Genomic DNA, 24967 nt, shown 5'->3' with positions numbered 1-24967 from the left:
AAAGACCCCAAATTTTACGATGAATCCGCCCTCTGGGAAGAGGCTAAGAGGGTTTACTCCAAGTGCAAAGACTGCAGGATGTGCGTGAGTTTCTGCCCCTCCTTTCCCGCCCTCTTTGATGCGGTGGACGCCAAGGACGATGACCTTGAGAAATTAACGAGAGAAGAGCTGGCAAAACCCCTTGAGCTATGCTTTCACTGCAAGCAGTGTTACTTTAGATGCCCATACACACCTCCCCACGAGTGGAAGTTGGACTTCCCCCACCTCTCCCTCAGATACAAGGCTTGGAAGTTCAAGAAGGATGGCGCAAAGATCACCGACAAGCTGATGGTAAACACAGACCTCAACGGCAAGCTCAACGTGGGACCCCAGGCACACGTGGTAAATACTCTCATGGACACAAAACCCGTCAGGGTGGTTCTGGAAAACTTCATGGGTATAGACCAGAGGGCAAAGCTTCCCAAGTTCAACACCGAGAGCTTCGTCTCTTGGTTCAGGAAGAACAGAAGACCCGTCAAGGGTGAGAACGGAAGGGTGGTTCTCTTTTCAACCTGTCTCTTGAACTACAACTTCCTCCAGAAGGGCATAGCCCTAACGAGGGTTCTTGAGAAGAACGACGTTCACATGGAACTGCCCGAGTCTCAGGAATGCTGTGGCATACCCTACTTTGACATAGGAGACCTTGACTCCGCCATAGAGAAGGCTAAGAGGAACGTCCAGAGACTAAAACCATACGTTGATGCAGGCTTTGACATAATAGTCCCCATACCTACCTGTGCCCTCCAGATAAAGTACGAATACCCACTGCTCCTACCCGACGACCCGGACGCCAAGGCGGTTGCGGAGAAGGTCTACGACGTCCATGAGTATCTATGGAAGCTGAACGAAGAGGGCAAGTTTAACAAAGACTTCAGGGTCTCCATGGGAAGCATCGCCTACCATATACCTTGTCACCTGAAGTCCCTGAACGTGGGATACAAGGGCGTGGCACTACTCAGGCTGATACCGGACACAAAGGTTAGGATAGTGGACAGGTGCTCGGGACACGACGGCACCTTCGGCGTTAAGAAGGAGACCTTTGATTACGCCTACAAGGTAGGTTCTCGCCTCTTTGACGACCTGAAGGCTCAGGATGCGGATCTTTACGTCTCCGACTGCCCCCTCGCGAGCCACATGATAGAGCTGGGAACGGGTAAAGAACCCCTTCACCCCCTTGAGGTTCTTTACAGGGCATACGGAGGAGAGTGAGATGAGAAAGGTTGAGTTCAAAGACATCTTAAACATCTACGAGTACGAAAAGGTCAGACCAGAAAAGGTCAAGGAGATAACCCAGCTCAAGAAGAGAAGGAGGGTTCACTTGGGCGATAAGGTGACCCTCGTCTTTGAGAACTACGATACCGTCTGGTTCCAGATCCAAGAGATGATCAGGATAGAGAGGATAGTTGAGGACAAGGACGTTCAGTTTGAGATAGACACCTACAACGACCTCATACCCGAGAAAAACCAGCTTTCAGCCACATTCTTCATAGAGATACCCGACGAGAAAGAGAGGAAGGCAACCCTACCCAAGCTGGTGGGCATACACGATGCTGTATATCTTCACATAGGCAACAAGTACACCATAAAGGCGGAAGCGGACGAGAAGAGCCAGATGGACTACGAGGAGGGCAAAGCCTCCGTCGTTCACTTCCTCAAGTGGACGCTCACGCCCGAGCAGGTGGAGGCTTTCAAAAGAGAACCCGTCAGGATAGAGATAAACCACGAGAACTACAAGGCGATGACAGAGCTACCGCCTGAGGTCAAGGAGGAGCTCATAAAAGACTTGGAAAGCGAGTAAACTCTCTACATGATCGTCCGTCTCAATCGCTACCTCTCCATGTGCGGTGTAACCTCCCGCAGAAAGGCGGATAAGCTCATAGAGGAGGGCAGGGTTAAGGTAAACGGAGAGGTTGTAAGAGACCTCGGTGTCAAAATTGACCCCGAGGTGGACAGGGTAGAGGTGGACGGCAAAGAGGTAAAGCCACCCCGCAAGATATACATAATCCTTAACAAACCTTGCTGTTACCTCACTCAGCTGGGAAAATCCCAGAGCGGTAAGAAGACCATAGAGGAACTTATAAAGGACGTCCCCGAGAGGGTGTTCCCCGTGGGAAGGCTGGACTACAACACCGAAGGTCTGTTGCTCCTGACCAACGACGGCGAACTTGCCAACAGGGTTCTGCACCCGAGATACAAGCTACCGAAGGTCTATTTAGCCCTCGTTAAAGGTAAAGTTTCCAAGAACACCCTCCGGAAGATGAAACACGGCGCTGAATTAGAAGACGGCTTCGCCAAACCCGACGACGTCAGGATCGTCCGCTACGAGGGAGACAACACCCTTTTGGAGATAGTCTTTCACGAGGGCAGGAAGCACATAGTAAAGAGGTTCTTAGCCTCCTTCGGGCACCCTGTCATAAAGCTCAAACGCATAGCCCTTGGCACCCTCAAACTGGGCAAACTCCCCCCCGGCAAGTGGAGAGAACTGAGCCAGCGTGAACTACGACAGCTCTTCTCAGCGGTTGGTTTAAAATATTCATCTTGATGGAGCTTTTAAACATATTCCTCATAGCGGTAGCAGGCGTCATGCTCCTTATGCTGTCGGTTCAGCTCTTCGCCCGATGGAGAGCAAAGAAGCTCGTAGGCAAGGAACTTACAAAATTCGGCAGGAACGTGGTCGTCTATTTTTACTCTCCCAACTGCGGAGCCTGCCATAGAATGAACCCCGTCATAGACGAGCTTTCAAAAAAGGTGAAGGTAAAGAAGGTGGACGTCTCCAACAGGGAGGGGCTTCAGGTAGCAAGTCAACTGGGTGTTTTAGGGACGCCCACCACGGTGGTCGTTAAGGACGGAAAGGTAAAAAAGGCGTTCCTTGGCTTTAAAAAAGCTGAGAATATACTTCAGGAGGTAAAGGCATGAAGTTCTTTCTTGATACCGCGGACATAGAGCAGATAAGGACAGCCAACAGCTGGGGGATACTGGACGGAGTCACCACGAACCCCACCCTCGTTTCAAAGACGGGAAGACCTTTCAAGGAGGTTGTAAAGGAAATACTTGAGGAAGTTGACGGTCCCGTGAGCCTTGAGACCGTGTCCCTTGATGCTGAGGGAATGATAAAGGAGGGGAGGCTCCTTGCTGAGCTCGGGGAGAACGTGGTCGTCAAGATACCCATGACCCCGGAGGGTATGAAGGCAGTTCAAACTCTTGAGTCCGAAGGGATACCTACGAACGTTACCCTTGTGTTTTCTCCTATGCAGGCTCTGATAGCGGCAAAAGCTGGGGCTTCCTACGTATCACCCTTCGTTGGAAGGATTGACGATATATCCGGCGAAGGTATGAAGCTCATAAGGGAGATAAAAGAGATCTTTTACAACTACGAGGTGGACACAGAGATAATCGTTGCGAGCGTCAGACACCCCATGCACGTCCTTGAGTCCGCTCTGATAGGTGCTGACATCTGCACAGTTCCTTTTGCGGTTCTTGAAAAGCTCTTCAAACATCCTCTCACAGATAAAGGTATAGAGCTCTTCCTAAAGGACTGGGAGAAGGTTCCGGAAAAGCCTTTTTAACTCCTTATAACGCTCAATAGCTCGCTGGAGGTGGTTATACCCTTCTTAACCTTCTCTATTCCGTCCTCTAACATGGTTTTGTATCCCTTCTCCCTTGCCACCTTCTTTATCTCGTTGGAGTCTTGAGTTCTGGTTATAAGAGCCTTCAGGTCTTCGTCCAGCTCAAGCACCTCGTAAACCCCTATCCTTCCCCTGTAGCCAGTCCCGAGACACTGGTCACAACCCCTTCCTCTGTAAAACTCTCCCTCGTAGCCTTCTACACCGAGCTCTTTCAGTTCCTCATCGTCGGGCTTGTAGGGCTCTTTGCAGTGCTGGCATATCCTCCTCACAAGCCTCTGGGCTATCACACCCTCAAGGGAGCTGGCGATAAGGAAAGGCTCTATCTCCATGTCCGAGAGTCTGGTGATGGCGGAAGGTGCGTCGTTGGTGTGGAGGGTTGAGAGGACGAGGTGCCCCGTGAGAGCGGCGTGGACGGCTATGTCTGCGGTCTCAGCGTCCCTTATCTCACCCACCATTATTATGTCTGGGTCTTGCCTGAGGACGGATCTCAGCCCGCTGGCGAAGGTCAGACCCACCTTAGGGTTCACCTGTATCTGGCTTATACCCTTTATCTGATACTCAACGGGATCCTCTATGGTAATTATGTTCTTCTTAGGGTCTTTCACATACAGAAGCATCGCATACAGGGTTGTGGACTTACCCGCACCCGTGGGACCCGTGACGAGAACTATCCCGTAGGGCTTCTTGGCGAGCCTCTCCACCTTCTCCCTGTCTTCTTTTGATAATCCCAGCTGCTGAAGGGTCAAAAGTGCGCCCGTTTTGTCAAGAAGTCTGAGGACTACCCTCTCTCCAAAGACCGTGGGAACCACGGAGACCCTTATGTCAAGGTCTTTGCTTCCTATCTTCACGCGTATGCGTCCGTCCTGAGGAACCCTCTTCTCCGCAACGTTCAGGTTGGACATCACCTTTATCCTTGAGACGACGTTCTGGTAGGTGGAGGAAGGTATCTTGAGAACATCATGTAAAACCCCGTCCATCCTGAGACGAACCACCGCCTCGTCCTCGTAGGGCTCAAAGTGAACGTCAGAGGCTCCCACCGTGCTCGCCTTTATGAGAACCTGATTGACCAAGCTAACCGCCGGGCTGTCGTCCTGCGCCTGAAGGAGGTCAAGCCCCTCTTTGGTTTCCTCCTCCTCTCCCTCTATATGTATGTCCTCCGCCGAGAGCCTCTCCTGAAGCTCCTTGGCAAATTCTTCGTCTGGAAGAACAACAAGCTCCACGTCCTTACCCGTCCTGAACCTTATCTCCTCCACCTCCTCCTCGCTGAAGGACTTGGGAACGAGAAGCTTGAGAGTCCCGTTCTGTTCCTCCAGAGGGATAAGCCTGTACTCTTTGAGTATGTTCATAGATTAAAATTTAAGCATGAAGAAAGCCATAGTGCTCCTCTCTGGAGGAATGGACTCCGCCACCCTCCTCTGGCTCGCCAAAAGGGAGTTTGACAAAGTTTGGGCTATCTCCTTTGATTACGGGCAGAGGCATCAGGTAGAGCTCAAGTACGCAAAAGGTCTCGCAGAACTCGCTGAGGTAGAGGAACACATAATCGTCAAGCTCCCCATATACGAGAGCATAAAGGGAAGCGCCCTGATAGATGAGAGCGTTGAAGTCCCCTCGGAGGACTACCCGGAGAACGAACCGCCCATAACCACCGTGCCCATGAGGAACCTGAACTTCCTCTCCATAGCCAGCGCCTTTGCGGACGCCCTTGAAATTGATCACATAGGCATAGGAGTTCACGCCCTTGACACGCCCTACCCCGACTGCAGACCGGAGTTCATAACCTCCGCGGAGTCTGCCATAAACGCCGGATCAATCCTAACAGCCAAGAAGAAGGTGAGGATACACGTGTGGGCACCCTTCTTGGGAATGAGTAAGAGGGAGATAGCCTTGTTGGGTAAAGAGCTGGGAGTTCCTTACGAAAAGACCTACTCCTGTTACAGAGGAACGGAACCGCCCTGCGGTGAATGTCCCACCTGCAGACAGAGGGAGGAAGCCCTTCAGGGTATCCTCTAAGGGGATCTGTGTAGTACGCCTCTTATGCTCACCACCACGCCGAATAAACCCAGCAGGACGAACATACCGAGGATGCCGTCCACCAAACGCGAGAGGACAAGGTCAAAGATCATCTCCAGGAGCTTGCTGTCTCCCTGGAGGTGTCTGTATATAGCGTAGCCCCATACACCACCGAAGGTTATTATCAAGAGCACTGCCATGTTCAGCACGCCCTTGGCACCTTTCTTTCTTTCCTCCGCTGACCTGCCTCTTAGTTTTAGAGCCATGATATAGACGGGCAGGAAAAATATCATCAGCAATACAAAACCGCTTGCTATGAGACCGGCGATAGCGGATAAAGGGTCTTTAAGGATGTTTCCGGAACGTAGCATGAACCACATGAACAGGGCAAAGAGAACCACAAATGAGGTGGTTGCCAGGTTGTACCAGGAATTTGCGTATTCCCTCTCCGCTATTATCTCACCTACGCTTCGCACATTCCCAGTGTTAAATAGGTCTTCGGGTATATAGTTTATGGGCTCTCCCTTTCTCTTAAGAAAGAAGGTTTCAACCCCGAACTCATTTCCCTCAACCACGATCGCAAGCTCGTAGCCCTCCTCCCAGCTGTCCTCAGGAGGGAAGTCCTCACCTAAGTCAAACTTGAATGGTATCTCGGTGAAGTTTCTGAATATAACAGGGTAGGTTTCTATACTCTGCGACCATACAGGTTTCTCGCCTATCCTTTTCTCCCTATGGGAGACCACGTAGGCTTGCTGGAGTACGAGGCTGGCTTTTAAAGGTTCCCTTACAGCTTCCAGACCTTTTATCCTAAGTATACCGCTCAATACACCTCCGGGAGTTAGTTCCTCCTCTTCAACCACCACTTCCTTGGACACCCTTATGCGCCTGATAGTCTTCCGCAGGGCGTAGAGAATGAGTCCGACACCCACGAGTGTGAATACTATGAAAGAGATAGTTACGGGGTTTTCAAAAAACACTCTGGGTATATTTCTCCACTCCTTGTAGTAGAAGGGGAGTGCTATGAGTATAAAGAAGAGTCCTATGCTGATTGCGACGTAAGGTGGTACGGAGTATCTGGCTTCCACGGAGGGTCTGTTGAGGTCTTTTCTGAACCTCAGGACTGTGTATATAAAGTAGGCAACCGCACCCGTCAAAGCCAGAAGGTATAGGATAAGAGGCAGTTTATCTAACAACAAAGCCCCCTCCTTAATAACCTATACTAATTTAGGATATGACAGCTGATCTCACCATAACCCTCTTCGGTATAAAGTTTAAAAACCCTGTGTGGACTGCGAGCGGAACCTTCGGTTATGGGCTTGAGGCGAGGGAGATATACGACCTGTCCAGGCTCGGTGCGGTGGTTACCAAGGGAATATCCCTCAGACCAAGGCTCGGGAACGAAACTCCCAGGATAGTGGAGACCCCCTGCGGTATGCTCAACTCAATAGGACTCCAGAACCCTGGTGTGGAGAAGTTTTTAAAGGAACTCTACCCTGAGATTGAGAAGATAGATACCCACTTCATAGTGAACGTCTTCGGTGAAACTGAGGAGGAGTATGTAGAGGTATGCAAAGCTCTTGAGTCTGCGGATAAGGTTGTTGCCTACGAGCTGAACGTCTCCTGCCCCAACGTGAAGAAGGGTGGAATAGCCTTCGGACACGACCCTCAGGTGCTTGGAAACCTTGTGGAGAATATAAAAAAGAACATTAAAAAACCACTTTTGGTAAAGCTTTCCCCAAACGTCACCGATGTGACCGAGTTTGCCAAAGTTTGCATAGACTCTGGTGCAGATGGACTCGTCCTGATAAATACGCTCTTGGGCATGAGGATAAACATTCACAAGGAGAGACCTGAACTCTCCACCAAGACGGGTGGACTTTCGGGACCCGCTATATTTCCGATAGCCGTCAGGATGGTATGGCAGACCTTTGAGAAGTTTGGACATCGGATTCCTATAATCGGTGTGGGGGGGATAACCACCCACGAGGACGCTCTGGAACACGTATATGCAGGGGCGTCCGCAGTCCAGATAGGAACCGCCAACTTCTACGACCCTCTCGCTCCCTTAAGGGTAATAGAGGGGATAGAAAACTTCATGAAGGAGAAAGGAATTAGGGAGTTCAGGGAGCTTATAGGAAGGGCCCACAGGCTTGACGTAAAAACTTGACTTAATGACATCATGAAGTCATATTCCTTCGTATGAAGAGAGTTACCACGACGGTAAGGCTTAGCGAAGAGAAAGCGAGACTTTTAAGAGCTATAGCAGGGTACGAAGGTAAGAGGATAAACGATATAATCAACGAGCTAATAGACGAGTACATAAACAGACACAGGGAGACACTTGAGCTTCTCTCTATACCTAATTTTCTTGAAGAATGCAGGGAGGGTCTTGAGGAAATAAAAAGAGGGGGAGGAAAGAAGCTCAGTGAGCTGGACGATTAAGCTGTCTTCAACTGCAGAGAAGAAATTTAAGAGGCTTGACAGAAAAACGGGAGCACGGATAAATGGTTCCTTGCGGGCACTCAGTAATGCAGAGAACCCGATACTTCACAGAAACGTGAAACCTCTGGTTGGAGAGCTTAAAGGTTTTTACAGATTGAGGGTGGGAGACTTCAGGGTTATATTTGCTTTGTTGGAAGATGAGAGGATTATCGCTGTGGTCAACATAGCCTCAAGAGGAAGTGCTTACTGAGAACATAAAGTAAAATACTTCCCATGAGAATAGTCAGCGGAATGAGACCCACGGGAAAGCTCCACCTCGGGCACTACTTCGGCGTTATAAAGAACTGGGTTCAGCTACAGGAAGAACATGACACCTTCTTCTTCGTGGCGGACTGGCACGCTCTCACGACCGCCTACAAGAAGACGAACGAGCTCCAGAGGAACATAAAGGAGCTCATGGTTGACTGGCTCACCCTCGGACTTGACCCTGAAAAGAGCGTCCTGTTTATCCAGTCAAAGGTCAAAGAGCACGCGGAGCTCCACCTCCTCTTCTCCATGATAACTCCCAAGAGCTGGCTTGAGTGGAACCCAACTTATAAAGACATGAAGTACAACCTCCTCAAGCTCCAGGACATAGCCCTTCAGTTCAGGGGAGGACTCAGGGACGTGGTCAGGGAGTTCATGAACATGATCCCTTACAAGGTGGAGGACTTTGAACGCTTTGAGGAGCACCTTCTGGACGACCTCGCCGATACCTTCATAGCCGCCCTCTTTGAGGGAGAGATAGAGCCTGAGCTTTTAAAGAACTTGAACGTTTCTAAAAAGGACTTCTACGAGACAGACACCTACGGCTTCCTCGGATACCCCGTCCTTCAGGCTGCGGACATACTCATATACAAGGGAGAAGGCGTACCCGTTGGAGAAGACCAGCTTCCCCACATAGAGCTGACCCGTGAGATAGCGAGAAGGTTCAACTACCTCTACGGAGAGGTCTTCCCAGAGCCGGAGGCTCTCCTTACCGAAACCCCTAAGGTTCCGGGCACGGACGGAAGGAAGATGAGCAAATCGTACAACAATGCCATATTCTTTGCGGACACCGAGGGAGAGGTTCAGCTGAAGGTGATGAAGATGTTCACCGACCCACAGAAGCTACGCAGGAACGACCCAGGAAGACCGGATATATGTCCCGTATTCATGTATCACAAGCTCTTCACTAAAGACGCAGCCAAAATAGAGCAGATAGACAAGGACTGCAGGTCTGGTAAGCTCGGGTGTGTGGACTGTAAGAAGATGATGCTTGAGGGTCTGGAGCACTTCCTCTCTCCGCTCCGCGAAAGAAGGGAAGAGATAAAGAAAAACCTCAAGGAAGTTGAAAAAACTTTTATAGAGGGTTCTATAAGGGCGAGGAACGTAGCCCAGGAGACCATGGAAGAAGTGAGAGAAGCTGTAAATCTTAAATGATAGAGGTTATATTCTTACTCCTTTTAATACTACTCTGCCTTCTGATATGGTTTTTCCTCTTCCCGGTGAGGTTTGTGGGCAATGCTGATAGAGGAGCCCATCTGCTCGATCCGCCAGATGTCTTTATTTACTCCTACGTCCTTCACATACACACCCAGTTTTCCTACGACTCCCTTGGCAAGCCGGAGGATGTCATCAGAGCGCGGGACAGATGTGGTATAGACTACGTCATAGTTACCGACCACGATAACGACACCATAAAGGGCTTCGCAGATGACAGGCTTATCGCCGGCAGGGAGGTGAAGCTGAACGACGAGGAGGGAAACCTCCTCGGAGACCTCCTTGAGGTGGGTGAGCTCAGGGTTATAGCCCATCACTTCAGGGGGAAGTACAGGTGGAGGCTGGAGAAGAGGAGGGATTACCTCTTTGAGCTTATAGACCTCAGGGATGCCCTCCTTGAACACAAGGCGAGGCTTGTACTTTACATACTGATATCTCTGTTGCTTTATCCTCTTTTAGGCAAGAGGCTCGTAAGGAACTTCACCAAGCTGATAGACACTGGGCTGTATACGAAAAGGTTCTTTGAGGAAGGGTGGAGGAGTAAGGTCGTGGCGGGTCTGGATCATCACGTAAAGCTCTACCTTCGCGAGGTCAGGAAGAGGCTTATGATACCTGACTACGAGACCTCCTTTTCTATGGTCAGAAACTTCGTAATTAGCAGAGAGAGGGTTGAGAGCAAGGAAGACCTTCTCAAGGCTATAAAAGAGGGAACTAACCTCATATCCTTTTCTGAGAAGCCCTCCTTCGTGTGGGTTGAGGACAGGTCTATTAAGGTCTATTCCCCCTTCAGCAACACTTACATGGTGCTCCTTTCCGAAGAAGGAGCCGTAGGAGAGTCCATCGGCTCAAATGCGAAATTTTCCCAGCTTAGGAATGACTTTTACATGGTTTTGGGATATACTTATGCCTTGAAGGTCGGGAGGTTGTTGTTTGGAGTTAGACCCCTCTTTGTATCGGATTTGCTGGAGGTTTCTTGATGCCCGATGTGGAAAAACCGTTACCCGATTGGGTCAGGGAGAGGATCCTTAGGAAAGTCCAGAACAAAGCCCTCGCGGAGGAAGCACTAAAATACATATCCGTCGTGGAGAGGGAAGACGGGACGCTCTGGGTGAAGGAAAACTTTGAGGAAACCCACAAACACGCACTCATGTTCATGGTTCTCAGCTGTGTGAACTACGCCCAGCGTCTTCTAAGGGGAGAGGATATAGATGACCTTTGAAGACTTCTTCGCTCTTGAGACGCTACTGCTCGCCATACTTGCGGGTCTGTCGCTCGGACTTGCCTGGTCAAGGAAGGTTTTAAAGGACTTTATAATTCTCTCGGTCGGATTCCTCGGGCTAACCGTCCCCAAGGTACACATAGTTTGGACTGGCAACCTGCTCTCCCCTTGGGCTGAGGCTATGACCTCCTTGGGCGCTTTTCTCATAGGCTTCTCCCTCATAAGGCTGTCCCTGATGTCCCTGAAAGACCTTGAGGAGGCAGCCTTCTACGATCCTCTCACGGGAGCCTACAACAGGAAGTTCATAATTGAGTACATAAACGAGGAGTTCAAGAAGTCAAGGAGGCTCAAGAGTGAGTTCGCCATACTCCTCGTGGATCTGAACGACTTTAAAAAGGTGAACGACACCTACGGGCACGACGCCGGGGACAAGGCTCTTAAGATAGTGGTCAGGGAGCTCAGGTTAGCCCTGAGGGACTACGACTTGGTTGCCCGGTGGGGCGGCGACGAGTTCCTCGTGGTTCTTCCGGCAGGTAAGAGCTCGGAGGTTCTGGACGTGGTGAACAGGCTCGCTACCGGCTTCTACGTGATGTACGAGGACATAAAGATAACCCTCAGCGTGGGCTACGCCTGTTTCCCTCAGGATGGAGACACCTTTGAGAAGCTGATAGACGTTGCCGACGAGAGGATGTACCTTTCAAAAAAGGTTCACAAAGAGGTGAACAAGCATGCCGTGGACGATAAGGGTAAAGAGGAAGTTTAACGCAGCTCACTTCCTTACGGATTACCATGGGAGCCCTGAACCTCTTCACGGTCACACCTGGGAGGTTGAGGTTTACATAGACGCCCATGAGCTTGACAGAGGTGGCATGGGAATAGACTTCGTTGAGATAGACAGGTTTCTGCAGGAAACCCTGCCCGATTACAGGCTCCTGAACGAGGTATTTGAGTTCTCCCCCAGCGCGGAGAACGTGGCAAGGTGGCTTTACGGCGTCCTTAAGGATAGGTACCCTGCCCTGCGGAAGGTTGTGGTCTGGGAAACGGAAAACTGCGGGGCTGAATACTATGAATAGGATCGGTATAACCATAGGAGACCCTGCGGGTGTAGGTCCCGAGCTGATCCTCAGGATATACAACAATTTCCGTAACGATACAGCCTACCTGATTTACGGGGAGGAGAAGACACTGCTGGAGGCGGCTGACTTACTCGGGGTTGACTTCCACTACGAAAAGGTTCATGGAGCGGAGAGGGTTGATTCTCCGGGGGTTTACCTGCTGGACTTAAACATCTCGGAAAGACCCGTCCCCCAACCATCTGTGAGCTCGGGAAAGGTTGCTGTGGCTTACCTTGCAAGGGCTGTGGTGGACGCAGTGTGCGGGCACATAGAGGGACTGCTCACCATGCCGATAAACAAGTTCTGGGCTACGAGGGCTGGCTTCAGCTATCCAGGGCAGACGGAGTACCTCGCACAGGCTACAAACACAACGGACTACGCCATGGTTATGTACTCCGACAGGATCAGGGTCGTCCTGCTCACGACCCATGTCCCTCTTAGGGACGTGCCTTCAGCTGTGAAGAGGGAAAAAGTCCTCTCTAAGCTCAATCTCATCTTCAGAGAGTTTAAAAGACTCTTTGGAGAGGAACCGACCGTGGGCGTCCTCGGTCTCAACCCCCATGCGGGTGAGATGGGTGATATGGGCAGGGAGGACGTGGAGGAGATCCTGCCCGCGATTGAAGAGATGAAAAATAAGGGATATAAAGTGGAAGGACCACTCGTGCCCGATACAGCCTTCCTCAGGATTGATGACTTTGACCTCTTCCTGTGTATGTACCACGATCAGGGGCTTATACCCTTCAAGCTTCTCGCCTTTAAGGAGGGTGTTAACCTCACCATAGGGATACCTTTCCCCAGAACCTCTCCAGACCACGGAACCGCTTACGAGATAGCATGGAAGGGCTTAGCGGATCCTACACCGAGCCTAAAAGCCCTTGAACTTCTTGAGAAGCTGGTTCACAATCTTAAGAGATGAGAAACCTCCTTGCGATCCTGCTCTTCCTCGTGGTGTTCGGTGTGTCCTTCTACTTCTTCCTGATAAACTCCGGTCAGAACGTTGAGATAGTCCTCTGGGGTGAAACCAAAACGCCAGCCCTGCCGGTGGGGCTCGTCGTCCTTATATCCTTCTTCCTGGGGTTCGTTGTCGGCATGCTCTTCTTTCCCTTGACTTACGTCATAAAGAGGTTATCTTCTTGAAGTATCTTATAAGCAAATTCTTATAAAGGAGGTCAGAAGTATGCAAGAGCAACAGACTACGATGGTATTCAAGGTTACCGAGAAGGCAGCTGAGGAGATTAAAAAGGTCGCTCAGGAAAACAACATAGAGAATCCCATCCTCAGGGTCAGGGTAGTGCCCGGTGGATGCTCAGGCTTTCAGTACGCCATGGGTTTTGACGACACCATAGAGGAGGGTGATCACGTATTTGAACAGGGCGACGTCAAGGTCGTCATAGACGCCTTCTCTATGCCTTACGTCAACGGTGCTGAGCTTGATTACGTGGTTGACTTCATGGGTGGCGGATTCACCATAAGGAACCCCAACGCCACCGGTGGTTGCGGATGCGGTAGCTCTTTCAGCTGCGGCTGATAAACCCACCGCCCCTATCGGGGCGGTCTTTTCAAAACCTCCACCTTAACTATCGGCGGTTCTGCACTCGTCGGGTGTATCAGGACTGGGATAGCGGTTTCCGCATGAACCCTGAGCTTGTATACCCCCGGTTTGTTTATCTCTGAGACGTCAACGTAAGCCTTCACCTCTTCTATTAACCTGGACAGCAACAGCTTTTCTATAACGTAAACGGTTATGTCAACCCTGTCGGGATTTAGCCTGTATACGAACTCCGGTTTTGGGTTTCTGACCTCAACGTACCTTGAGACCGTTATCGCCGTTCTGCTCCCGAAGTTTACCACGCTCCACAGGGAAACGGATATCAGCAGTGCGGCAAGCTTGTACTTCCAGTCCCTTATAAACAGCTCTCTAAGAAGCCTCATCTTTCAACCCCATAAGTTTTTCAAGCCTGTCTCTGAGTATCTCAGGGTCTAAGTTCCTCTCAAGGTTGCCTTCAACGGCGAGGGATATCTCGCCTGTTTCCTCGGAGACCACCACGGCTATGGCGTCACTCTCCTCGCTTATGCCGAGGGCGGCTCTGTGCCTTGTTCCATACTTCTTGGGGAGTTCCGCCGCCTTTGAGAGGGGAAGCACGCAGGATGCGAAGGCTATCCTGTCTCCCCTGATGACCACGGCACCGTCGTGGAGGGGTGTCATCGGGTAGAATATGGTTATCAGAAGCTCCACGGAGACGGTCGCATCTATGTAAACGCAACCCTCTATTATGTCCTCTACGTTCTGGCTTCTCTCCACCACTATGAGGGCTCCTATCTGTCTGTCCGACATGAACCTGCACGCCCTCACGATCCTCTCTATCGTCCTCTCTTCCAGGGAGGAGAACTTTATCACTTTGGTCTTCTCGCTTATACGAGCGAGGGCTTTCCTTATCTCGGGCTGGAATATGACCACTATGGCGAACAGCCCGAGCGTCCATAGCTTCTCAAATATCCACGATAGGGTTCTTAACTGAACTACCTCAGCTACAAACCACAGAACACCTATCAGTACGAGGGCTCTGAGTATTTGAAAGCCCTTCGTTACTACGAGAAAGTAGATTACGGCATATATGAATATCGCTACCGCGATTATGTCTATAAGGTCTCTGAGACCGAAAAGCTCCCTGAGAAGCTCAAAGAACATCGTAGGTCCTCACAGCGTCAAGGAGGGCTAAGAACTCCCTCGTCTCCCTAACATCGTGAGCCCTTACTATGTGGGCTCCCTGCAGAACTGCAGGTGCAACCGCCCCGAGGCTTCCGAAGAGTCTCTCCTTGGGTGTGGTCTGTTTGTTAAGGAAGCCCTCAAGCACGAGTCCCACAAAGGACTTCCTTGATACCCCTACAAGCAGCGGCTTTCCCAACACCTTTAACTCCTCAAACCTCCTGAGTATCTCCACGTTGTGCTCGGGCTGTTTTCCGAAGCCTATACCCGGGTCTAAAATGAGGTTGTCCTCCCTCCTGTAACCGGTTTCCAGAAGAAGGAGCATCCTCTTATTCAGCCACTCCACTATCTCCCCGACTACGTCCTCGTATAGGAGGGGCTCGCTCTTCCATATCTCCGGTCTGCCCTTTATGTGGGTGAGGACGTATGGACACCCGAACTGGGATACAACCCTAAATATCTCCTCATCAAAAATGCCGCCGCTCACGTCGTTCACTATGTCAGCCCCCTCTTCAAGACAGGCTCTCGCCACCTCCGCCTTGTAAGTGTCAACCGATATCCAGACTTCGGGCAGCTCCTTCCTTATTAGCCTGAGCACGGGCAGGACACGCTCCAGCTCTTGGCGGGCGTCTATCCTTTCAGAACCCGGTCTCGTTGACTCCCCACCTATGTCTATTATCTCAGCCCCCTCTTCGTACATCTCCAAGGCTCTCGTGAAGGCTTTCTCGGGTTTTGTGAACTCTCCCCCGTCCGAGAAGGAGTCAGGGGTAACGTTCAGCACGCCCATTATTGCCGTCTTGAGCCCCAGGGGAAGTATCTTCCCGTTGTAATTTATCTGAAAGTTCTTTTTCCTAAATCTTATAAAACTCTCCAGTATCTCCCTCGCGAGCTTCTTGGTCTCCGGGTAGTTTACGAGCTCTGCACATATATTTCTGAGGTTAGCTTCGCTGCCACACAGGACGAACCTGTCTCCGTTTGAAAACACCGTGACGCAACTCTTCTGGGCGGATAGGTATATGGGTTCAGGATTACCCTCGTGCTGGAAGTAAAGGCAGTGGAATACACCCTCAAGGGATCTCTCCTCAGCCTCTTTGAAGAATACGCCTACGCGTTCCTTGAGAAACTTATAGAAGAGGTCTTTGTCTGAGAAGTGTTTTACGAGCATGTATATATTTTATAGGCTGGCTCTCTCAAAGAATAGCTTCAGACTCATCTGGAGTTTTTTTCTAACGTCTTCAAGTTTTTCCTCATCCTTCTTTAGCTCTTCCCAGTTCATATACATATCTCTGTTTATCTCTATCTGTATCCAAGGCTTTGGGTTCATACCGTAAGTCCTTGTAATGTATCCTCCCGCGAAGGGCTCATTTATCTCAACCTCTTCATGTGGAAGTTCAAAAACTTCAGTAAGACATTCCCTAAGCGTCTCTGTCGTTTCCATTGAACAAGCCCTCCCGTAATAGTTGCCAAGACAGAAAGAAGGCCTTCTGCCTTTGTCGGGAGCGACCTTTGGGGCTATTGGAGCCATAGAGTGGCAGTCAAAAGCTATAAGCACATTTTCCCTTTTAAGCTCCTTTACTATCTTCCTGTGAAAAGGAAAATAGTATCTGTTGAGCAGTATTTCTATGAGTTTCCTGTCGGGAAATTCCCTATAAACCTTCTTACCGAATGCGGTTTCACTCTTCACTACTCCGTCTGGGTTATTTGGAGGCGTATCGTCTGGTGCTCTGTTTACGTCAACGATAGCCCTTGCAATCTCCATAACCAGCTTTGACTCAACATCCAGGTCATAAAGCTCAGGTGTAAACGGATCTCCATCCTCCAAGATATCTCTTGGAGACAGGATTACGAGTTTTCTTACCTCACGTGGGATTTTTGTTCCCCCATGGGGCACCGATATCAGGCAGGGAAGCATCAAAAACCCTCCGCAGTTCCATCCCTTCGTGGGTCAGCTACACCCTGAAAGGTTCCTCTTCTCGTTTTGAGTATCGCGTGTATAGACCCAAAGAAGAAGGGTTCCTTGAAATCAACTCTGTACCCCTCTCTTTTCAAATATTCCAGTACTTCACTATCTCTATATCCTTCTTCCAGTGAGACCAACCCCCCTAAAGAAGCGTGTAGTCTGGGAGCTGAAACAGACCTATCTATTGAATAACTAAAATCAACAGTGTGCAGTAAAAATTGAGTCAGCGCAGAGAATATTCTTTCACTACCGGGGCTACCCATTACAAGCCATGGTTCGTTTCCTAGGAAAACTATGGAAGGAGCTACACTTGCCCAAGGTATGGAGTTGGGTCTCAGGTAGTAGGGATGCTCAACCTTTCTGTAGTCATAGTCCATTAGGTAGTTGTTGTACAAGAATCCTAACCCTTCCGCAGCTGCTTTACTTCCGTAAACCCTCTCTATTGACTGGGTCAGACTAACAACCATACCGTCGGAATCCATGACTGATAGATGGGTCGTCTCACCCATAAGCTCATCGAGAGTTTCATGGATTGGTAAATGTACGTCCACAGAGCTCATAATCCTTTTTGCAATCTTTTCAGCATACTTCTTATTCAACATCCTTTCTGGAGGTATCTGGGGATAAAAGTTCGGGTCGTAAGGCCTGCCTGTCCATTCCAAGAGAGCTTCTCTCACAAACTCTATAAGGATATGAACTCTAAATATTTTGTCCTTACGAAGTTTATCGGCTCTGACCGCATCTAACATGTGAAGGGCATAGATAAGAGGTCTCCCTGCACCCGGCGGCGGCATACTGTATATCTTTAATCCTCTATAACTGCCCTTAACAGCTTGCCTCTCTATGGGTAAAGGTATTAAGGCGAGGTCATCATACCTTAAAAGCCCTCCATTCTCCCTCATGTCAGCGTCTATAATTTTTGCGGGCTTTCCTTGGTAGAAGTACTCAAAACCATTATTGGCTATATCTTCCAGAAGCCTACCCAGATCGGGCTGTTTAAAAACCTCCCCCGGTCTATAGGGCTTTCCATCCTTCAGGAAGTACTTCCCACCAGAAAAGGACTTAACCTTTTTGAAGTTTGGAAGCTCTTTGACTTGAAGGTCGTGTTGAAGTTTAGTTATAGGATATCCTTCGTAAGCGAGCCTTATAGCATGCTCGCACACCATACTCCAGGGAAGAGAGCCGTATCTTTTGTGTACATACCCGAGGACTGCGAGGGTACTTGGAACGGTAGATGCTCTGTAACCGACCTCTTTGTCTTCTTCATATATGGCGCTTACATGCGCTAAGGAAGGTGCCCTTGAAGAACCATCTATGGATACGATCTTTCTTCCCGTGTATATGAGCATCATCGTTTGCCCACCTATACCGCTTGCCTGAGGTTCACATACTGAGAGGGCAAGCGCGGAGGCACAGGCAGCATCAACAGCGTTCCCTCCTGCCCTGAGAATTTCCACTCCCGCTTTGGTGGCTTCAGGGTGGGCGGTTGATACCATGCAGTTCCCAGCCTCAGAAAACTTACCGTCTTCTGAAGGTTTAAATTCTCCCTCTATCCTTTCAAAGTCTAACATCTACCCCGTACCTCCGGAGGGATGAATGGAGTATCTTAAAGATCAGCTGGTCATAGCTTAAACCGGCAGCTTTAGCTGCACAAAAGAAAGAGCCGGAGGGATTTAAGCTTGCCATTGAGTTTACCTCAAAGAAATAGGGTTTGCCATCCTCTCCAAGCCTCAGGTCAAACCTCGCATAGTCTCTTAGATGTAAAGCATTAAAAGCTTTAATGGAGAGCTCTACTAACCTTCTGGCAAGCTCGCCTTTTATCGCTGCAGGGCAGAACTGTTCAGGGTGGTATTTTAGTTTTGCCTCTCTGGAGTATATAGCTTCCGGGTCGTCTCCGAGGTATATACCTGTGATCGGCAAGGCTTTTATGTATTTTCCGTTTCCAATAAGGCTGACCTCGTACTCGGGACCTCTTATGAACTCTTCCACTAAGGCTTCCTGTCCGAATTCTTCCCACACGTGGGTGAGAGTGTCTTCAAGCTCTCTGTAGTTTCTTACCAAATTAACACCCAAGGATTGAGCTTCCATTCGTGGCTTAACTACCAGTGGGAAGCTTAGTCCCTCAGGAATTTTTTGATAGGGAGATATAACGACAAATTCAGGCGTTGGTATTCCATATTCCTTAAAAACGAGTTTTGTGCTAACTTTGTCCAAGGCTATCGCATGACCAAACGGTCCTGAACCTGTATACATTATTCCAAGCATCTCCAACATAGCTGGCACGTGGGAGTACCTGCTTTCTCCTTGGGTACCGTAGGATAAATTGAACACAATGACATTATCCACCTTGCATTCCTCAACGAAATTTAGCAGTTTCTCACAGAGTTCAAGGTTGGCATCAAAAACTTCTACCCTGTGTCCTCTTGAGCTCACAACCTTGGCTATTTTTTCAACGACCTTACGTTCGTACCTCTCCCTCGCCGGTCTGTTTCTAAGACTGAATACCTTTGTGAAGTCTTCGTTGTATACTACTGCAACATTCATACTTTTAATAGGCGATCAGGCAGTACTCTCAGGTAGTAGCTCCCCATCAACCTCCCCACCGGCCTGAGCTTCTCGTAGTCTATTCTTCCTTCCCTGTCTGCAACACCCTCCTCAACCCTTATGAGCTTAGCCTCCCCGAGTATGAGGTGCATGTCGTAAACCTTCTCGTGTTTGAAGAGTTTGCACTCAAAGGCGGCTTTCGCCTCCTTGATACGGGGAGCCTTTACAAGCTTTGCCGGCTCAGGCGTCAGCCCAGCTTTTTTGAACTCGTCAACCTCAGGCGGGAACTCCTCAGCGGTTATGAGCATGTTTCTGAACAGGTCTTCTGACACGAGGTTTATAACGAACTCTTCAGTGTCAAGGATATTCCTGACGGTGTCCTTCAGGCTTCCGTCATCTCTGTCTCCCACGGAGATCATGAATACGGGTGGTTCATCGTTCACCGCGTTGAAGAAGCTGAAAGGGGCTAAGTTGTAAACGCCCTCTCTGCTAACGGTAGACACCCAGCCTATAGGTCTCGGCACCACAAGTCCGAGCACGAGCCTGAAGAGTGTGTCCCCGTCCGTTCTATCTACAAGGAACTCCATCTCAGAAGCTCATCAGGTAAAAGAGGGGGCTGTAAGAGTTGAGTATCTTAAGCTCTTCTATCTCACCGCCCAGAACCTTCTGGAGGAGGCTTTTTTCCTCGGGCACGAAGAACTCCCTCGCCTTGGGAACACCGGCGATCTCCTTAGCCTTCTGAACAGCATCCTCTATGCCGCCCAGCTCGTCCACGAGACCCAATTCCTTAGCCCTTTCCCCAGTAAGAACGCGCCCGTCGGCAACGCTCCTGAGCTTCTCCTCTCCTATCTTGTTTCCCCTGTACTTGAGGATAGCTTTCAGGAACTGCTCGTAAGCCTCACCTATGGTTTCCTGAAGGTACTCCTTCTCCTCCGGTGTCAGCTCTCTGAAGGGGTTCAGTGTATCCTTAAACTTACCCGTCTTTATAGCCGTAGCCTTTACCCCTATCTTCTCCATGAGCTCCCTGTAAGCTACGTGCTGGATTATCACCCCTATGCTCCCCGTTATGGTTCCCGGATTTGCGAGTATGTAGTCCGCCGGTGCTGAGACGTAGTATCCTCCTGAGGCAGCCACGTTACCCATGGATACCACCACAGGCTTGCCCTCCGCCTTGAACCTTTCTATAGCCCTGTATATCTCCTGAGAAGCCCCAACGGATCCCCCGGGAGAGTCAACTCTTATAACGAGAGCTTTAACACTCTTATCCTTTCTCAGGCGCTCTATCTTCCTGACGGTAGGGATCGGGTTAACTATGACGCCCTTTATGTTTATGATGGCAACCCTTTCTCCTACGGGCACCCTTGATATCAGTGCGGAGAACATTACAAAAGCAATTATAAGTAAAAACAAGCCTATAAATATCCACTTTCTCATGGGAGAATATTTTAAACGGAGGCTGGGAGTGGTATGGGAGAGGAGTTGATGCCTAAGCTACTTGTGGGGCTCTTGGCGTTCCTGCTGTCCCTGTTTCTGGCTTCCTTCGTAAGGTCAAAGGTCATGTCCTTGAGAGTTAAGCTCGGCGAGGACAGAGTAAACGTTCTCAACCTGCTCGCCAACTTTTCTTACATGTCCATACTCGTCTTAGGTGTTCTGACCTCCTTGGGTGTTGTCGGGGTTGACGTTACCGCTCTCATCACCGGTCTTGGACTTACGGGTTTTGCCCTGGGCTTTGCCATGAAGGACATAATCTCAAACCTCCTCGCCGGAGTGCTCATAATCCTGTACAGCCCTTTCAGGGTAGGTGACAGGATAAGGGTGGGCTCTTACGAAGGGGAGGTTCTTGAGATAAACCTGCGCTATACGGTTCTTGAGGGTGACGGAGAGAGGGTGCTCGTTCCCAACTCCACCATGTTCACGAACATAATCCCGGTTAAGGAGGGGTGATATATTGTTCCCTATGTTCGGGATACTCAAGAAAGACGCTGTGTCTAAGATAGAGAGTGCCCTTGGCAGGGACAAGGTTAACCGCTCCATAGTGGAGAGGAAGCTCTATTCCTACGACGCCACACCCATACCTATAGAGAGGGCTGTTCCTTCGGCGGTTGTGTTCCCGGAGGACAGAGAGGACGTGGTGAGGCTCGTTGAAGTCTGTTACGAGGAAGGCATACCTATGTTCCCGAGGGGGGCTGGCTCAGGTCTCACCGGAGGGGCTGTCCCGACCTCCGAGAGAGGTGTAGTGGTCTCCTTTGAGAGGATGAACGGCTTTGAGGTGGACGTGGACAACGCAACCGCAAGAGTCCAGCCGGGTGTGGTGACCTACGACTTTCAAAGGCACGTGGAAAAGCTGGGGCTCTTCTACCCGCCCGATCCTTCTTCCTTCAAGTACTCAACCATAGGCGGGAACATAGCCGAGAACGCTGGGGGTCCCAGGTGTCTCAAGTACGGGGTAACGAGGGAGTACGTCCTCGGTATAGAGGCTGTGATAAAGGGAGGAGAGCTCATAAGGACGGGCAACCCCATACTTAAGGACGTTGCCGGGTACGATATAACGAAGCTCTTCGTGGGTTCCGAGGGGACTCTCGGACTGCTTACGGAGGCTACCCTGAAGCTTATACCTCTTCCCCCTGCGAGGTCAACCGCTCTCGCCCTCTTCAATAACCTTGAAGACGTAGGGAAGGCTGTCACCGCGATAATGACGTCCGGTATATTCCCCTCAGCTCTGGAGTTTATGGACAGGGACGCCATAAAGGCTGTGGAGGACTACAAACCCGTGGGACTCCCCAGGGATGTTGAAGCCCTTCTTCTTATAGAGGTAGACGGCTCCAAGACCGCCGTCAGGGAGCAGATAGAAGAGGTCGGAAGGCTCCTGTCTTCCCTCGGGGTGGAAGTTAGAGTGGCGGAGAGTGAGGAGGAAGCCCAGAAACTATGGACGGCGAGGAAGAACCTCGGACCCGCCCTTGGGAACCTTAAGACGGGTAAGATAAACGAAGACATAGTATTCCCCAGAACATACCTCGCCGAGGCGCTCCCCAAGCTGAGGGAGATAGCGAAGAAGTACGACCTCCTCATGGTGGTCTTCGGACACATAGGAGACGGAAACCTGCACGTGAACTTCCTCTACGATAAAGCCAGCCCGGAAGAGGAGGAGAGGGCTGAGAGGGCTGTGGACGAAGTCTTTGAGCTCGCCCTTAACTACCACGGCTCTATAACCGGTGAGCACGGCGTAGGTCTTACCAAGAAGAAGTTCCTTAAATGGCAGTTCGGAGACACAGGCTACGAGCTCCTGAAGGGGATAAAGCTCCTCTTTGACCCCAAGAACCTCTTTAATCCGGGAAAGGTGATTGAAGTCTGAGGAGCCTTCTCAAGTTGTCCGGGCTCAATGAGCCCCTTCTAATGACCTCCAGTTTTTCCTCAGCTTTTATTATGGTTGAGGGTGTGCCCTCTATCCTCCCTCCGTCCACGTAAAGGGAAACAGCGTCCCCGAAGTAGCCCATCGCTTCTCCTACATCCCTTGCGGGGGGAAGTCCTTCCGGATTTGCGCTCGGTGCAACCAAGGGTTTCCCGTACCTCTTCAGAAGTCTGTATATGAACCCCCTTCGGGGGTATCTCACCGCAAGGCTGTCCACCCCCAACCAGTGATACAGACCCGTCTTTTTCCTGAACACGACCGTTATCCCGGGGAGGGATAAAAGTTTCAGGTTCTCCTTCCTCGCCTCAAGCCCGAGCTTTGCTACCCATGAAAGGTCGGGAATTAAGACTATGAAGGGTCTTCCTGAGGGTCTTCTCAGCCTCTTTAGTCCTGCAACGGAGTTGTAGTTCAGGGCGTCGGCCAGAATCCCGTATATGGTGTCCGTCGGTGCTACGATAAACTCACCCTTTCCGAGTGAGCGAACCGCTAAGGGGACGCTTTCCGGGTCGGAGTCCTTAACCGCTCTTGAGCCTTTCCTTCGCATACTCCATGAGTCCGCCCGCCCGCAGTATCGCCTGGAGCTCCTCCGGAAACTTGGTTGCCTGATACTCCTTACCTGTGGTCAGGTTTTTTACCACTCCCTTCTCAAGGTCAACTTCTATCTCGTCTCCCTGGTTTATCTCGTCCACCGCTTCGGGAGCCTCAACTATTGGAAGACCTATGTTTATGGCGTTCCTGAAGAATATCCTCGCGAAGGACTTGGCTATAACGACGGGCACACCCGCGAACTTTATCGCTATCGGGGCATGTTCCCTTGAAGAGCCCGAACCGAAGTTCTTGCCCGCAACTATTATGTCGCCCTCCTGGTGCTTTTCGGCGAAGTCCGGGTGCTCTGAGTCCTCCATGACATGCTTGGCGAGTTCGTAAGGGTCGGATGTATTCAGATACCTTGCCGGTATTATCTGGTCGGTATCAACGTTGTCTCCAAACTTCCAGACCTTTCCCCTTATAACCGTTCTCATACTGAAAGTATAGCACATTCAGGTTGTAGGCTTACGCATGCGTCTTTTTTCCCATAAGTAAACAACTGTGCCTAATAATCCCATAACGATTGACAAAACTAAAACAAAGATGTAAAACTCTTTAAGCCCCATCATCGCTCCTCCTTAATTTTGTGGATGCATACAAAAACATAGATCCAACTAATACAGCGGACAAGGCAGATACTATCCCTATTCTGGAATGCTCAGCGTTTCCCTCTATGAGTGGACGAAATACTATAGTGGCAAGGTCAATAAGCGCAAGGTTAAGGAACCACTTGCCAAGTTCTTCAAACACCTTCCACATTGTTGGTTCTCCTGTTCCCTCTCATAACTGAAAGTATAATCCGCAGATAACTTTAAACCATAGGGAGGTGAGCCATGAGGAAAGTTTTTCTCTTTCTCTTATTTACGCTGGGTCTCTCCTTCCCTCAGGATAAGCCTGCCTTCGTTCAGACGCCCTATCAGGCACCCTTCAAGGTCGTGGTTGAGTTCTACTTTGACGAGCCTGAAAAAATAAAGCCAGCCCTTGAATGGGTTTCAAACATCATATACGTCCTGTCAGGGGAGCCCTACGAGTTTATACCGGGTGAAGACATAGACATAGTGGTGGTAGTCCACGGGACGGAGATAACAACGCTGGTCAATAAGAACAGGGAGAAGTACAGGGATGTGTGGGACAGGATAGAGAGCATGGAGATGTATGGCGTGAAGTTCAAGGTCTGTTCCATGGCAGCGGAGCTCATTTACGGATATAAACCCGAGGACTTTCCACCCTTTATAGAGCTCGTTCCCTCCGCTATAACCGAACTCCTTCACTGGCAGCACAAGGGCTATGCCCTTCTCATACCGAGAGTCTATGAAAGGAAGAAGGCTGTGGAAGAGATAAGGTAAGGAGCCTATAATTAAACCATGCGCGAGTGGACGAAGGGGATCGTAAAGAAGATAACTTTAGAGGTTGTATACGACATAGTGGACGAGAGGACGAGGGACATATATAGAAAACTTGAAAAGATAGAGGAAAGACAGGAGAGCGACTTCAAGTATCTGAACCAGAAGATAGACCAGTTGAACCAGAAGGTTGACATCCAGATAGGGCAGCTCAGACAGGAGGTGCGTGAAGAGATAGGACAGCTGAGACAGGAGATGAAAGAAGAGACAGGACAGCTCAGGCAGGAAGTGAACCAGCTCAGGCAGGAAATAAACCAACTCAGACAGGAAATGAACCAGCTCAGACAAGAGGTCAAAGATGAGATAAACCAGCTACGTCAGGAGATGAGAGAAGAAGTGGGTAATATCAAGAAGGATATTGACAGGATAAATCAGAGGATAGAT

34 protein-coding genes are annotated in these 24967 nt (G+C 50.1%); 21 read left to right on the top strand and 13 right to left on the bottom strand.

Features of this window, described 5'->3' with window-relative positions; translation table 11 throughout:
• From HG1285_RS06890 to fsa, 5 genes are all read left to right on the top strand, one after another.
• On the top strand, positions 1 to 1248 hold a 1248-nt coding region (locus HG1285_RS06890; protein ID WP_008288026.1), incomplete at its 5' end, for a heterodisulfide reductase-related iron-sulfur binding cluster.
• A 1-nt stretch (position 1249) separates the two neighbouring features.
• Positions 1250 to 1837: a DUF3501 family protein gene (locus HG1285_RS06895; RefSeq protein ID WP_008288025.1), complete on the top strand. Its 588-nt coding sequence runs from the start codon at positions 1250 to 1252 to the stop codon at positions 1835 to 1837.
• Between the two features lie 9 nt (positions 1838 to 1846).
• A complete protein-coding gene (locus tag HG1285_RS06900) occupies positions 1847 to 2581 on the top strand; it encodes a pseudouridine synthase (protein WP_008288024.1) in 735 nt (244 codons plus the stop codon).
• Positions 2581 to 2955: a thioredoxin family protein gene (locus tag HG1285_RS06905; protein WP_008288023.1), complete on the top strand. Its 375-nt coding sequence runs from the start codon at positions 2581 to 2583 to the stop codon at positions 2953 to 2955. Before HG1285_RS06900 ends, HG1285_RS06905 begins: the two co-directional genes overlap by 1 nt.
• Positions 2952 to 3605 carry a fructose-6-phosphate aldolase gene (gene fsa / locus HG1285_RS06910; RefSeq protein ID WP_008288022.1) on the top strand — a complete coding sequence of 218 codons (654 nt, stop codon included), beginning with the start codon at positions 2952 to 2954 and terminating at the stop codon, positions 3603 to 3605. The genes HG1285_RS06905 and fsa overlap by 4 nt, the downstream gene beginning before the upstream one ends.
• On the opposite strand, the gene gspE is transcribed toward fsa, so the two are convergent.
• On the bottom strand, positions 3602 to 5011 hold the full coding sequence (gene gspE, locus HG1285_RS06915) for a type II secretion system ATPase GspE (protein WP_008288021.1): 1410 nt from the start codon (positions 5009 to 5011) through the stop codon (positions 3602 to 3604). The two genes, fsa and gspE, sit on opposite strands and share 4 nt — an antisense overlap.
• Positions 5012 to 5027: 16 nt before the next feature.
• On the opposite strand from gspE, the gene queC reads away from it, so the two are divergent.
• Positions 5028 to 5675 carry a 7-cyano-7-deazaguanine synthase QueC gene (queC, locus tag HG1285_RS06920; protein WP_008288020.1) on the top strand — a complete coding sequence of 216 codons (648 nt, stop codon included), beginning with the start codon at positions 5028 to 5030 and terminating at the stop codon, positions 5673 to 5675.
• Here the strand turns inward: queC and HG1285_RS06925 are convergent.
• Complete coding sequence (locus tag HG1285_RS06925; protein WP_008288019.1) at positions 5672 to 6868, bottom strand: hypothetical protein; 1197 nt, start codon at positions 6866 to 6868, stop codon at positions 5672 to 5674. The two genes, queC and HG1285_RS06925, sit on opposite strands and share 4 nt — an antisense overlap.
• A gap of 38 nt (positions 6869 to 6906) precedes the next feature.
• On the opposite strand from HG1285_RS06925, the gene HG1285_RS06930 reads away from it, so the two are divergent.
• From HG1285_RS06930 to erpA, 11 genes are read left to right on the top strand one after another with little or no spacing between them, the layout of a single operon-like run.
• Positions 6907 to 7842: a dihydroorotate dehydrogenase gene (locus HG1285_RS06930; protein ID WP_008288018.1), complete on the top strand. Its 936-nt coding sequence runs from the start codon at positions 6907 to 6909 to the stop codon at positions 7840 to 7842.
• A gap of 32 nt (positions 7843 to 7874) precedes the next feature.
• Entirely contained in the window at positions 7875 to 8117 is a 243-nt protein-coding gene (locus HG1285_RS06935; protein ID WP_008288017.1) for a hypothetical protein, read from the top strand.
• Positions 8101 to 8367, top strand: coding sequence for a type II toxin-antitoxin system RelE/ParE family toxin (locus HG1285_RS06940; protein ID WP_008288016.1), 267 nt, complete (start codon positions 8101 to 8103; stop codon positions 8365 to 8367). The genes HG1285_RS06935 and HG1285_RS06940 overlap by 17 nt, the downstream gene beginning before the upstream one ends.
• Positions 8368 to 8390: 23 nt before the next feature.
• Positions 8391 to 9578: a tryptophan--tRNA ligase gene (gene trpS, locus HG1285_RS06945; RefSeq protein ID WP_008288014.1), complete on the top strand. Its 1188-nt coding sequence runs from the start codon at positions 8391 to 8393 to the stop codon at positions 9576 to 9578.
• Complete coding sequence (locus tag HG1285_RS06950; protein WP_008288013.1) at positions 9575 to 10615, top strand: hypothetical protein; 1041 nt, start codon at positions 9575 to 9577, stop codon at positions 10613 to 10615. Before trpS ends, HG1285_RS06950 begins: the two co-directional genes overlap by 4 nt.
• Positions 10615 to 10857, top strand: coding sequence for a hypothetical protein (locus tag HG1285_RS06955; protein WP_008288012.1), 243 nt, complete (start codon positions 10615 to 10617; stop codon positions 10855 to 10857). Before HG1285_RS06950 ends, HG1285_RS06955 begins: the two co-directional genes overlap by 1 nt.
• Entirely contained in the window at positions 10847 to 11620 is a 774-nt protein-coding gene (locus HG1285_RS06960) for a GGDEF domain-containing protein (RefSeq protein WP_008288011.1), read from the top strand. The genes HG1285_RS06955 and HG1285_RS06960 overlap by 11 nt, the downstream gene beginning before the upstream one ends.
• On the top strand, positions 11586 to 11930 hold the full coding sequence (locus tag HG1285_RS06965; RefSeq protein WP_008288010.1) for a 6-carboxytetrahydropterin synthase: 345 nt from the start codon (positions 11586 to 11588) through the stop codon (positions 11928 to 11930). Before HG1285_RS06960 ends, HG1285_RS06965 begins: the two co-directional genes overlap by 35 nt.
• Complete coding sequence (pdxA, locus tag HG1285_RS06970; protein ID WP_008288009.1) at positions 11923 to 12888, top strand: 4-hydroxythreonine-4-phosphate dehydrogenase PdxA; 966 nt, start codon at positions 11923 to 11925, stop codon at positions 12886 to 12888. Before HG1285_RS06965 ends, pdxA begins: the two co-directional genes overlap by 8 nt.
• Positions 12885 to 13109, top strand: a complete 225-nt coding sequence (locus HG1285_RS06975; RefSeq protein WP_008288008.1) for a lipopolysaccharide assembly protein LapA domain-containing protein — start codon at positions 12885 to 12887, stop codon at positions 13107 to 13109. Before pdxA ends, HG1285_RS06975 begins: the two co-directional genes overlap by 4 nt.
• A 40-nt stretch (positions 13110 to 13149) precedes the next feature.
• Positions 13150 to 13500, top strand: a complete 351-nt coding sequence (erpA, locus tag HG1285_RS06980) for an iron-sulfur cluster insertion protein ErpA (RefSeq protein ID WP_008288007.1) — start codon at positions 13150 to 13152, stop codon at positions 13498 to 13500.
• 14 nt (positions 13501 to 13514) lie between these two features.
• Here the strand turns inward: erpA and HG1285_RS06985 are convergent, their stop codons facing one another.
• Genes HG1285_RS06985 through sppA form a run of 8 tightly spaced genes read right to left on the bottom strand, consistent with a single transcriptional unit; the run spans position 13515 to position 20617 of the window.
• The gene (locus HG1285_RS06985; RefSeq protein ID WP_008288006.1) at positions 13515 to 13904 is read right to left on the bottom strand and encodes a hypothetical protein; all 390 of its coding nucleotides are present in this window, start codon (positions 13902 to 13904) and stop codon (positions 13515 to 13517) included.
• Complete coding sequence (gene cdaA, locus HG1285_RS06990) at positions 13891 to 14661, bottom strand: diadenylate cyclase CdaA (RefSeq protein WP_008288005.1); 771 nt, start codon at positions 14659 to 14661, stop codon at positions 13891 to 13893. Before cdaA ends, HG1285_RS06985 begins: the two co-directional genes overlap by 14 nt.
• Positions 14651 to 15844, bottom strand: coding sequence for a dihydropteroate synthase (gene folP, locus HG1285_RS06995; protein ID WP_008288004.1), 1194 nt, complete (start codon positions 15842 to 15844; stop codon positions 14651 to 14653). Before folP ends, cdaA begins: the two co-directional genes overlap by 11 nt.
• A 9-nt stretch (positions 15845 to 15853) precedes the next feature.
• Positions 15854 to 16591, bottom strand: a complete 738-nt coding sequence (locus HG1285_RS07000) for an N-formylglutamate amidohydrolase (protein ID WP_008288003.1) — start codon at positions 16589 to 16591, stop codon at positions 15854 to 15856.
• A complete protein-coding gene (locus HG1285_RS07005; RefSeq protein WP_008288002.1) occupies positions 16591 to 18210 on the bottom strand; it encodes a gamma-glutamyltransferase family protein in 1620 nt (539 codons plus the stop codon). Before HG1285_RS07005 ends, HG1285_RS07000 begins: the two co-directional genes overlap by 1 nt.
• Complete coding sequence (locus HG1285_RS07010) at positions 18197 to 19183, bottom strand: ATP-grasp domain-containing protein (protein ID WP_008288001.1); 987 nt, start codon at positions 19181 to 19183, stop codon at positions 18197 to 18199. Before HG1285_RS07010 ends, HG1285_RS07005 begins: the two co-directional genes overlap by 14 nt.
• Positions 19180 to 19770, bottom strand: a complete 591-nt coding sequence (locus tag HG1285_RS07015; protein WP_008288000.1) for a flavin reductase family protein — start codon at positions 19768 to 19770, stop codon at positions 19180 to 19182. Before HG1285_RS07015 ends, HG1285_RS07010 begins: the two co-directional genes overlap by 4 nt.
• A gap of 1 nt (position 19771) precedes the next feature.
• Entirely contained in the window at positions 19772 to 20617 is an 846-nt protein-coding gene (sppA, locus tag HG1285_RS07020) for a signal peptide peptidase SppA (protein WP_032496760.1), read from the bottom strand.
• A 48-nt stretch (positions 20618 to 20665) separates the two neighbouring features.
• Here sppA and HG1285_RS07025 point away from each other — a divergent pair, with 48 nt between their 5' ends.
• Positions 20666 to 21127: a mechanosensitive ion channel domain-containing protein gene (locus tag HG1285_RS07025; protein ID WP_198005446.1), complete on the top strand. Its 462-nt coding sequence runs from the start codon at positions 20666 to 20668 to the stop codon at positions 21125 to 21127.
• A 13-nt stretch (positions 21128 to 21140) separates the two neighbouring features.
• A complete protein-coding gene (locus HG1285_RS07030) occupies positions 21141 to 22535 on the top strand; it encodes an FAD-linked oxidase C-terminal domain-containing protein (protein ID WP_008287997.1) in 1395 nt (464 codons plus the stop codon).
• Here HG1285_RS07030 and HG1285_RS07035 read toward each other — a convergent pair.
• The 3 genes from HG1285_RS07035 to HG1285_RS07045 all read right to left on the bottom strand — a co-directional run bounded on the left by HG1285_RS07035 (position 22507) and on the right by HG1285_RS07045 (position 23939).
• Positions 22507 to 23136 (bottom strand): L-threonylcarbamoyladenylate synthase, encoded by a 630-nt coding sequence (locus HG1285_RS07035; protein ID WP_008287996.1) that lies wholly within the window; start codon positions 23134 to 23136, stop codon positions 22507 to 22509. The two genes, HG1285_RS07030 and HG1285_RS07035, sit on opposite strands and share 29 nt — an antisense overlap.
• Positions 23108 to 23614: a 3-isopropylmalate dehydratase small subunit gene (leuD, locus tag HG1285_RS07040; protein WP_008287995.1), complete on the bottom strand. Its 507-nt coding sequence runs from the start codon at positions 23612 to 23614 to the stop codon at positions 23108 to 23110. Before leuD ends, HG1285_RS07035 begins: the two co-directional genes overlap by 29 nt.
• A 121-nt stretch (positions 23615 to 23735) precedes the next feature.
• Positions 23736 to 23939: a hypothetical protein gene (locus HG1285_RS07045; RefSeq protein ID WP_008287994.1), complete on the bottom strand. Its 204-nt coding sequence runs from the start codon at positions 23937 to 23939 to the stop codon at positions 23736 to 23738.
• A 74-nt stretch (positions 23940 to 24013) separates the two neighbouring features.
• On the opposite strand from HG1285_RS07045, the gene HG1285_RS07050 reads away from it, so the two are divergent.
• Both HG1285_RS07050 and HG1285_RS17525 read left to right on the top strand, forming a co-directional pair.
• On the top strand, positions 24014 to 24526 hold the full coding sequence (locus tag HG1285_RS07050) for a DsrE family protein (protein WP_008287992.1): 513 nt from the start codon (positions 24014 to 24016) through the stop codon (positions 24524 to 24526).
• Between the two features lie 18 nt (positions 24527 to 24544).
• Positions 24545 to 24967, top strand: a 423-nt coding sequence (locus HG1285_RS17525; RefSeq protein WP_008287991.1) for a hypothetical protein, incomplete at its 3' end; no start/stop codon positions are given.

The sequence above is a fragment of the Hydrogenivirga sp. 128-5-R1-1 genome, from assembly GCF_000171895.1.
Note: the sequence above shows the minus strand (reverse complement) of the source record. Positions and strands in the feature narration are given on the sequence as shown.

Coding starts and splice junctions, on each gene's coding strand:
- HG1285_RS06895 (WP_008288025.1), top strand. CDS start 1,250: ATGAGAAAGGTTGAGTTCAAAGACATCTTAAACATCTACGAGTACGAA.
- HG1285_RS06900 (WP_008288024.1), top strand. CDS start 1,847: ATGATCGTCCGTCTCAATCGCTACCTCTCCATGTGCGGTGTAACCTCC.
- HG1285_RS06905 (WP_008288023.1), top strand. CDS start 2,581: ATGGAGCTTTTAAACATATTCCTCATAGCGGTAGCAGGCGTCATGCTC.
- fsa (WP_008288022.1), top strand. CDS start 2,952: ATGAAGTTCTTTCTTGATACCGCGGACATAGAGCAGATAAGGACAGCC.
- gspE (WP_008288021.1), bottom strand. CDS start 5,011: ATGAACATACTCAAAGAGTACAGGCTTATCCCTCTGGAGGAACAGAAC.
- queC (WP_008288020.1), top strand. CDS start 5,028: ATGAAGAAAGCCATAGTGCTCCTCTCTGGAGGAATGGACTCCGCCACC.
- HG1285_RS06930 (WP_008288018.1), top strand. CDS start 6,907: ATGACAGCTGATCTCACCATAACCCTCTTCGGTATAAAGTTTAAAAAC.
- HG1285_RS06935 (WP_008288017.1), top strand. CDS start 7,875: ATGAAGAGAGTTACCACGACGGTAAGGCTTAGCGAAGAGAAAGCGAGA.
- trpS (WP_008288014.1), top strand. CDS start 8,391: ATGAGAATAGTCAGCGGAATGAGACCCACGGGAAAGCTCCACCTCGGG.
- HG1285_RS06950 (WP_008288013.1), top strand. CDS start 9,575: ATGATAGAGGTTATATTCTTACTCCTTTTAATACTACTCTGCCTTCTG.
- HG1285_RS06955 (WP_008288012.1), top strand. CDS start 10,615: ATGCCCGATGTGGAAAAACCGTTACCCGATTGGGTCAGGGAGAGGATC.
- HG1285_RS06960 (WP_008288011.1), top strand. CDS start 10,847: ATGACCTTTGAAGACTTCTTCGCTCTTGAGACGCTACTGCTCGCCATA.
- HG1285_RS06965 (WP_008288010.1), top strand. CDS start 11,586: ATGCCGTGGACGATAAGGGTAAAGAGGAAGTTTAACGCAGCTCACTTC.
- pdxA (WP_008288009.1), top strand. CDS start 11,923: ATGAATAGGATCGGTATAACCATAGGAGACCCTGCGGGTGTAGGTCCC.
- HG1285_RS06975 (WP_008288008.1), top strand. CDS start 12,885: ATGAGAAACCTCCTTGCGATCCTGCTCTTCCTCGTGGTGTTCGGTGTG.
- erpA (WP_008288007.1), top strand. CDS start 13,150: ATGCAAGAGCAACAGACTACGATGGTATTCAAGGTTACCGAGAAGGCA.
- HG1285_RS06985 (WP_008288006.1), bottom strand. CDS start 13,904: ATGAGGCTTCTTAGAGAGCTGTTTATAAGGGACTGGAAGTACAAGCTT.
- cdaA (WP_008288005.1), bottom strand. CDS start 14,661: ATGTTCTTTGAGCTTCTCAGGGAGCTTTTCGGTCTCAGAGACCTTATA.
- folP (WP_008288004.1), bottom strand. CDS start 15,844: ATGCTCGTAAAACACTTCTCAGACAAAGACCTCTTCTATAAGTTTCTC.
- HG1285_RS07000 (WP_008288003.1), bottom strand. CDS start 16,591: ATGCTTCCCTGCCTGATATCGGTGCCCCATGGGGGAACAAAAATCCCA.
- HG1285_RS07005 (WP_008288002.1), bottom strand. CDS start 18,210: ATGTTAGACTTTGAAAGGATAGAGGGAGAATTTAAACCTTCAGAAGAC.
- HG1285_RS07010 (WP_008288001.1), bottom strand. CDS start 19,183: ATGAATGTTGCAGTAGTATACAACGAAGACTTCACAAAGGTATTCAGT.
- HG1285_RS07015 (WP_008288000.1), bottom strand. CDS start 19,770: ATGGAGTTCCTTGTAGATAGAACGGACGGGGACACACTCTTCAGGCTC.
- sppA (WP_032496760.1), bottom strand. CDS start 20,617: ATGAGAAAGTGGATATTTATAGGCTTGTTTTTACTTATAATTGCTTTT.
- HG1285_RS07025 (WP_198005446.1), top strand. CDS start 20,666: ATGCCTAAGCTACTTGTGGGGCTCTTGGCGTTCCTGCTGTCCCTGTTT.
- HG1285_RS07030 (WP_008287997.1), top strand. CDS start 21,141: ATGTTCGGGATACTCAAGAAAGACGCTGTGTCTAAGATAGAGAGTGCC.
- HG1285_RS07035 (WP_008287996.1), bottom strand. CDS start 23,136: ATGCGAAGGAAAGGCTCAAGAGCGGTTAAGGACTCCGACCCGGAAAGC.
- leuD (WP_008287995.1), bottom strand. CDS start 23,614: ATGAGAACGGTTATAAGGGGAAAGGTCTGGAAGTTTGGAGACAACGTT.
- HG1285_RS07045 (WP_008287994.1), bottom strand. CDS start 23,939: ATGTGGAAGGTGTTTGAAGAACTTGGCAAGTGGTTCCTTAACCTTGCG.
- HG1285_RS07050 (WP_008287992.1), top strand. CDS start 24,014: ATGAGGAAAGTTTTTCTCTTTCTCTTATTTACGCTGGGTCTCTCCTTC.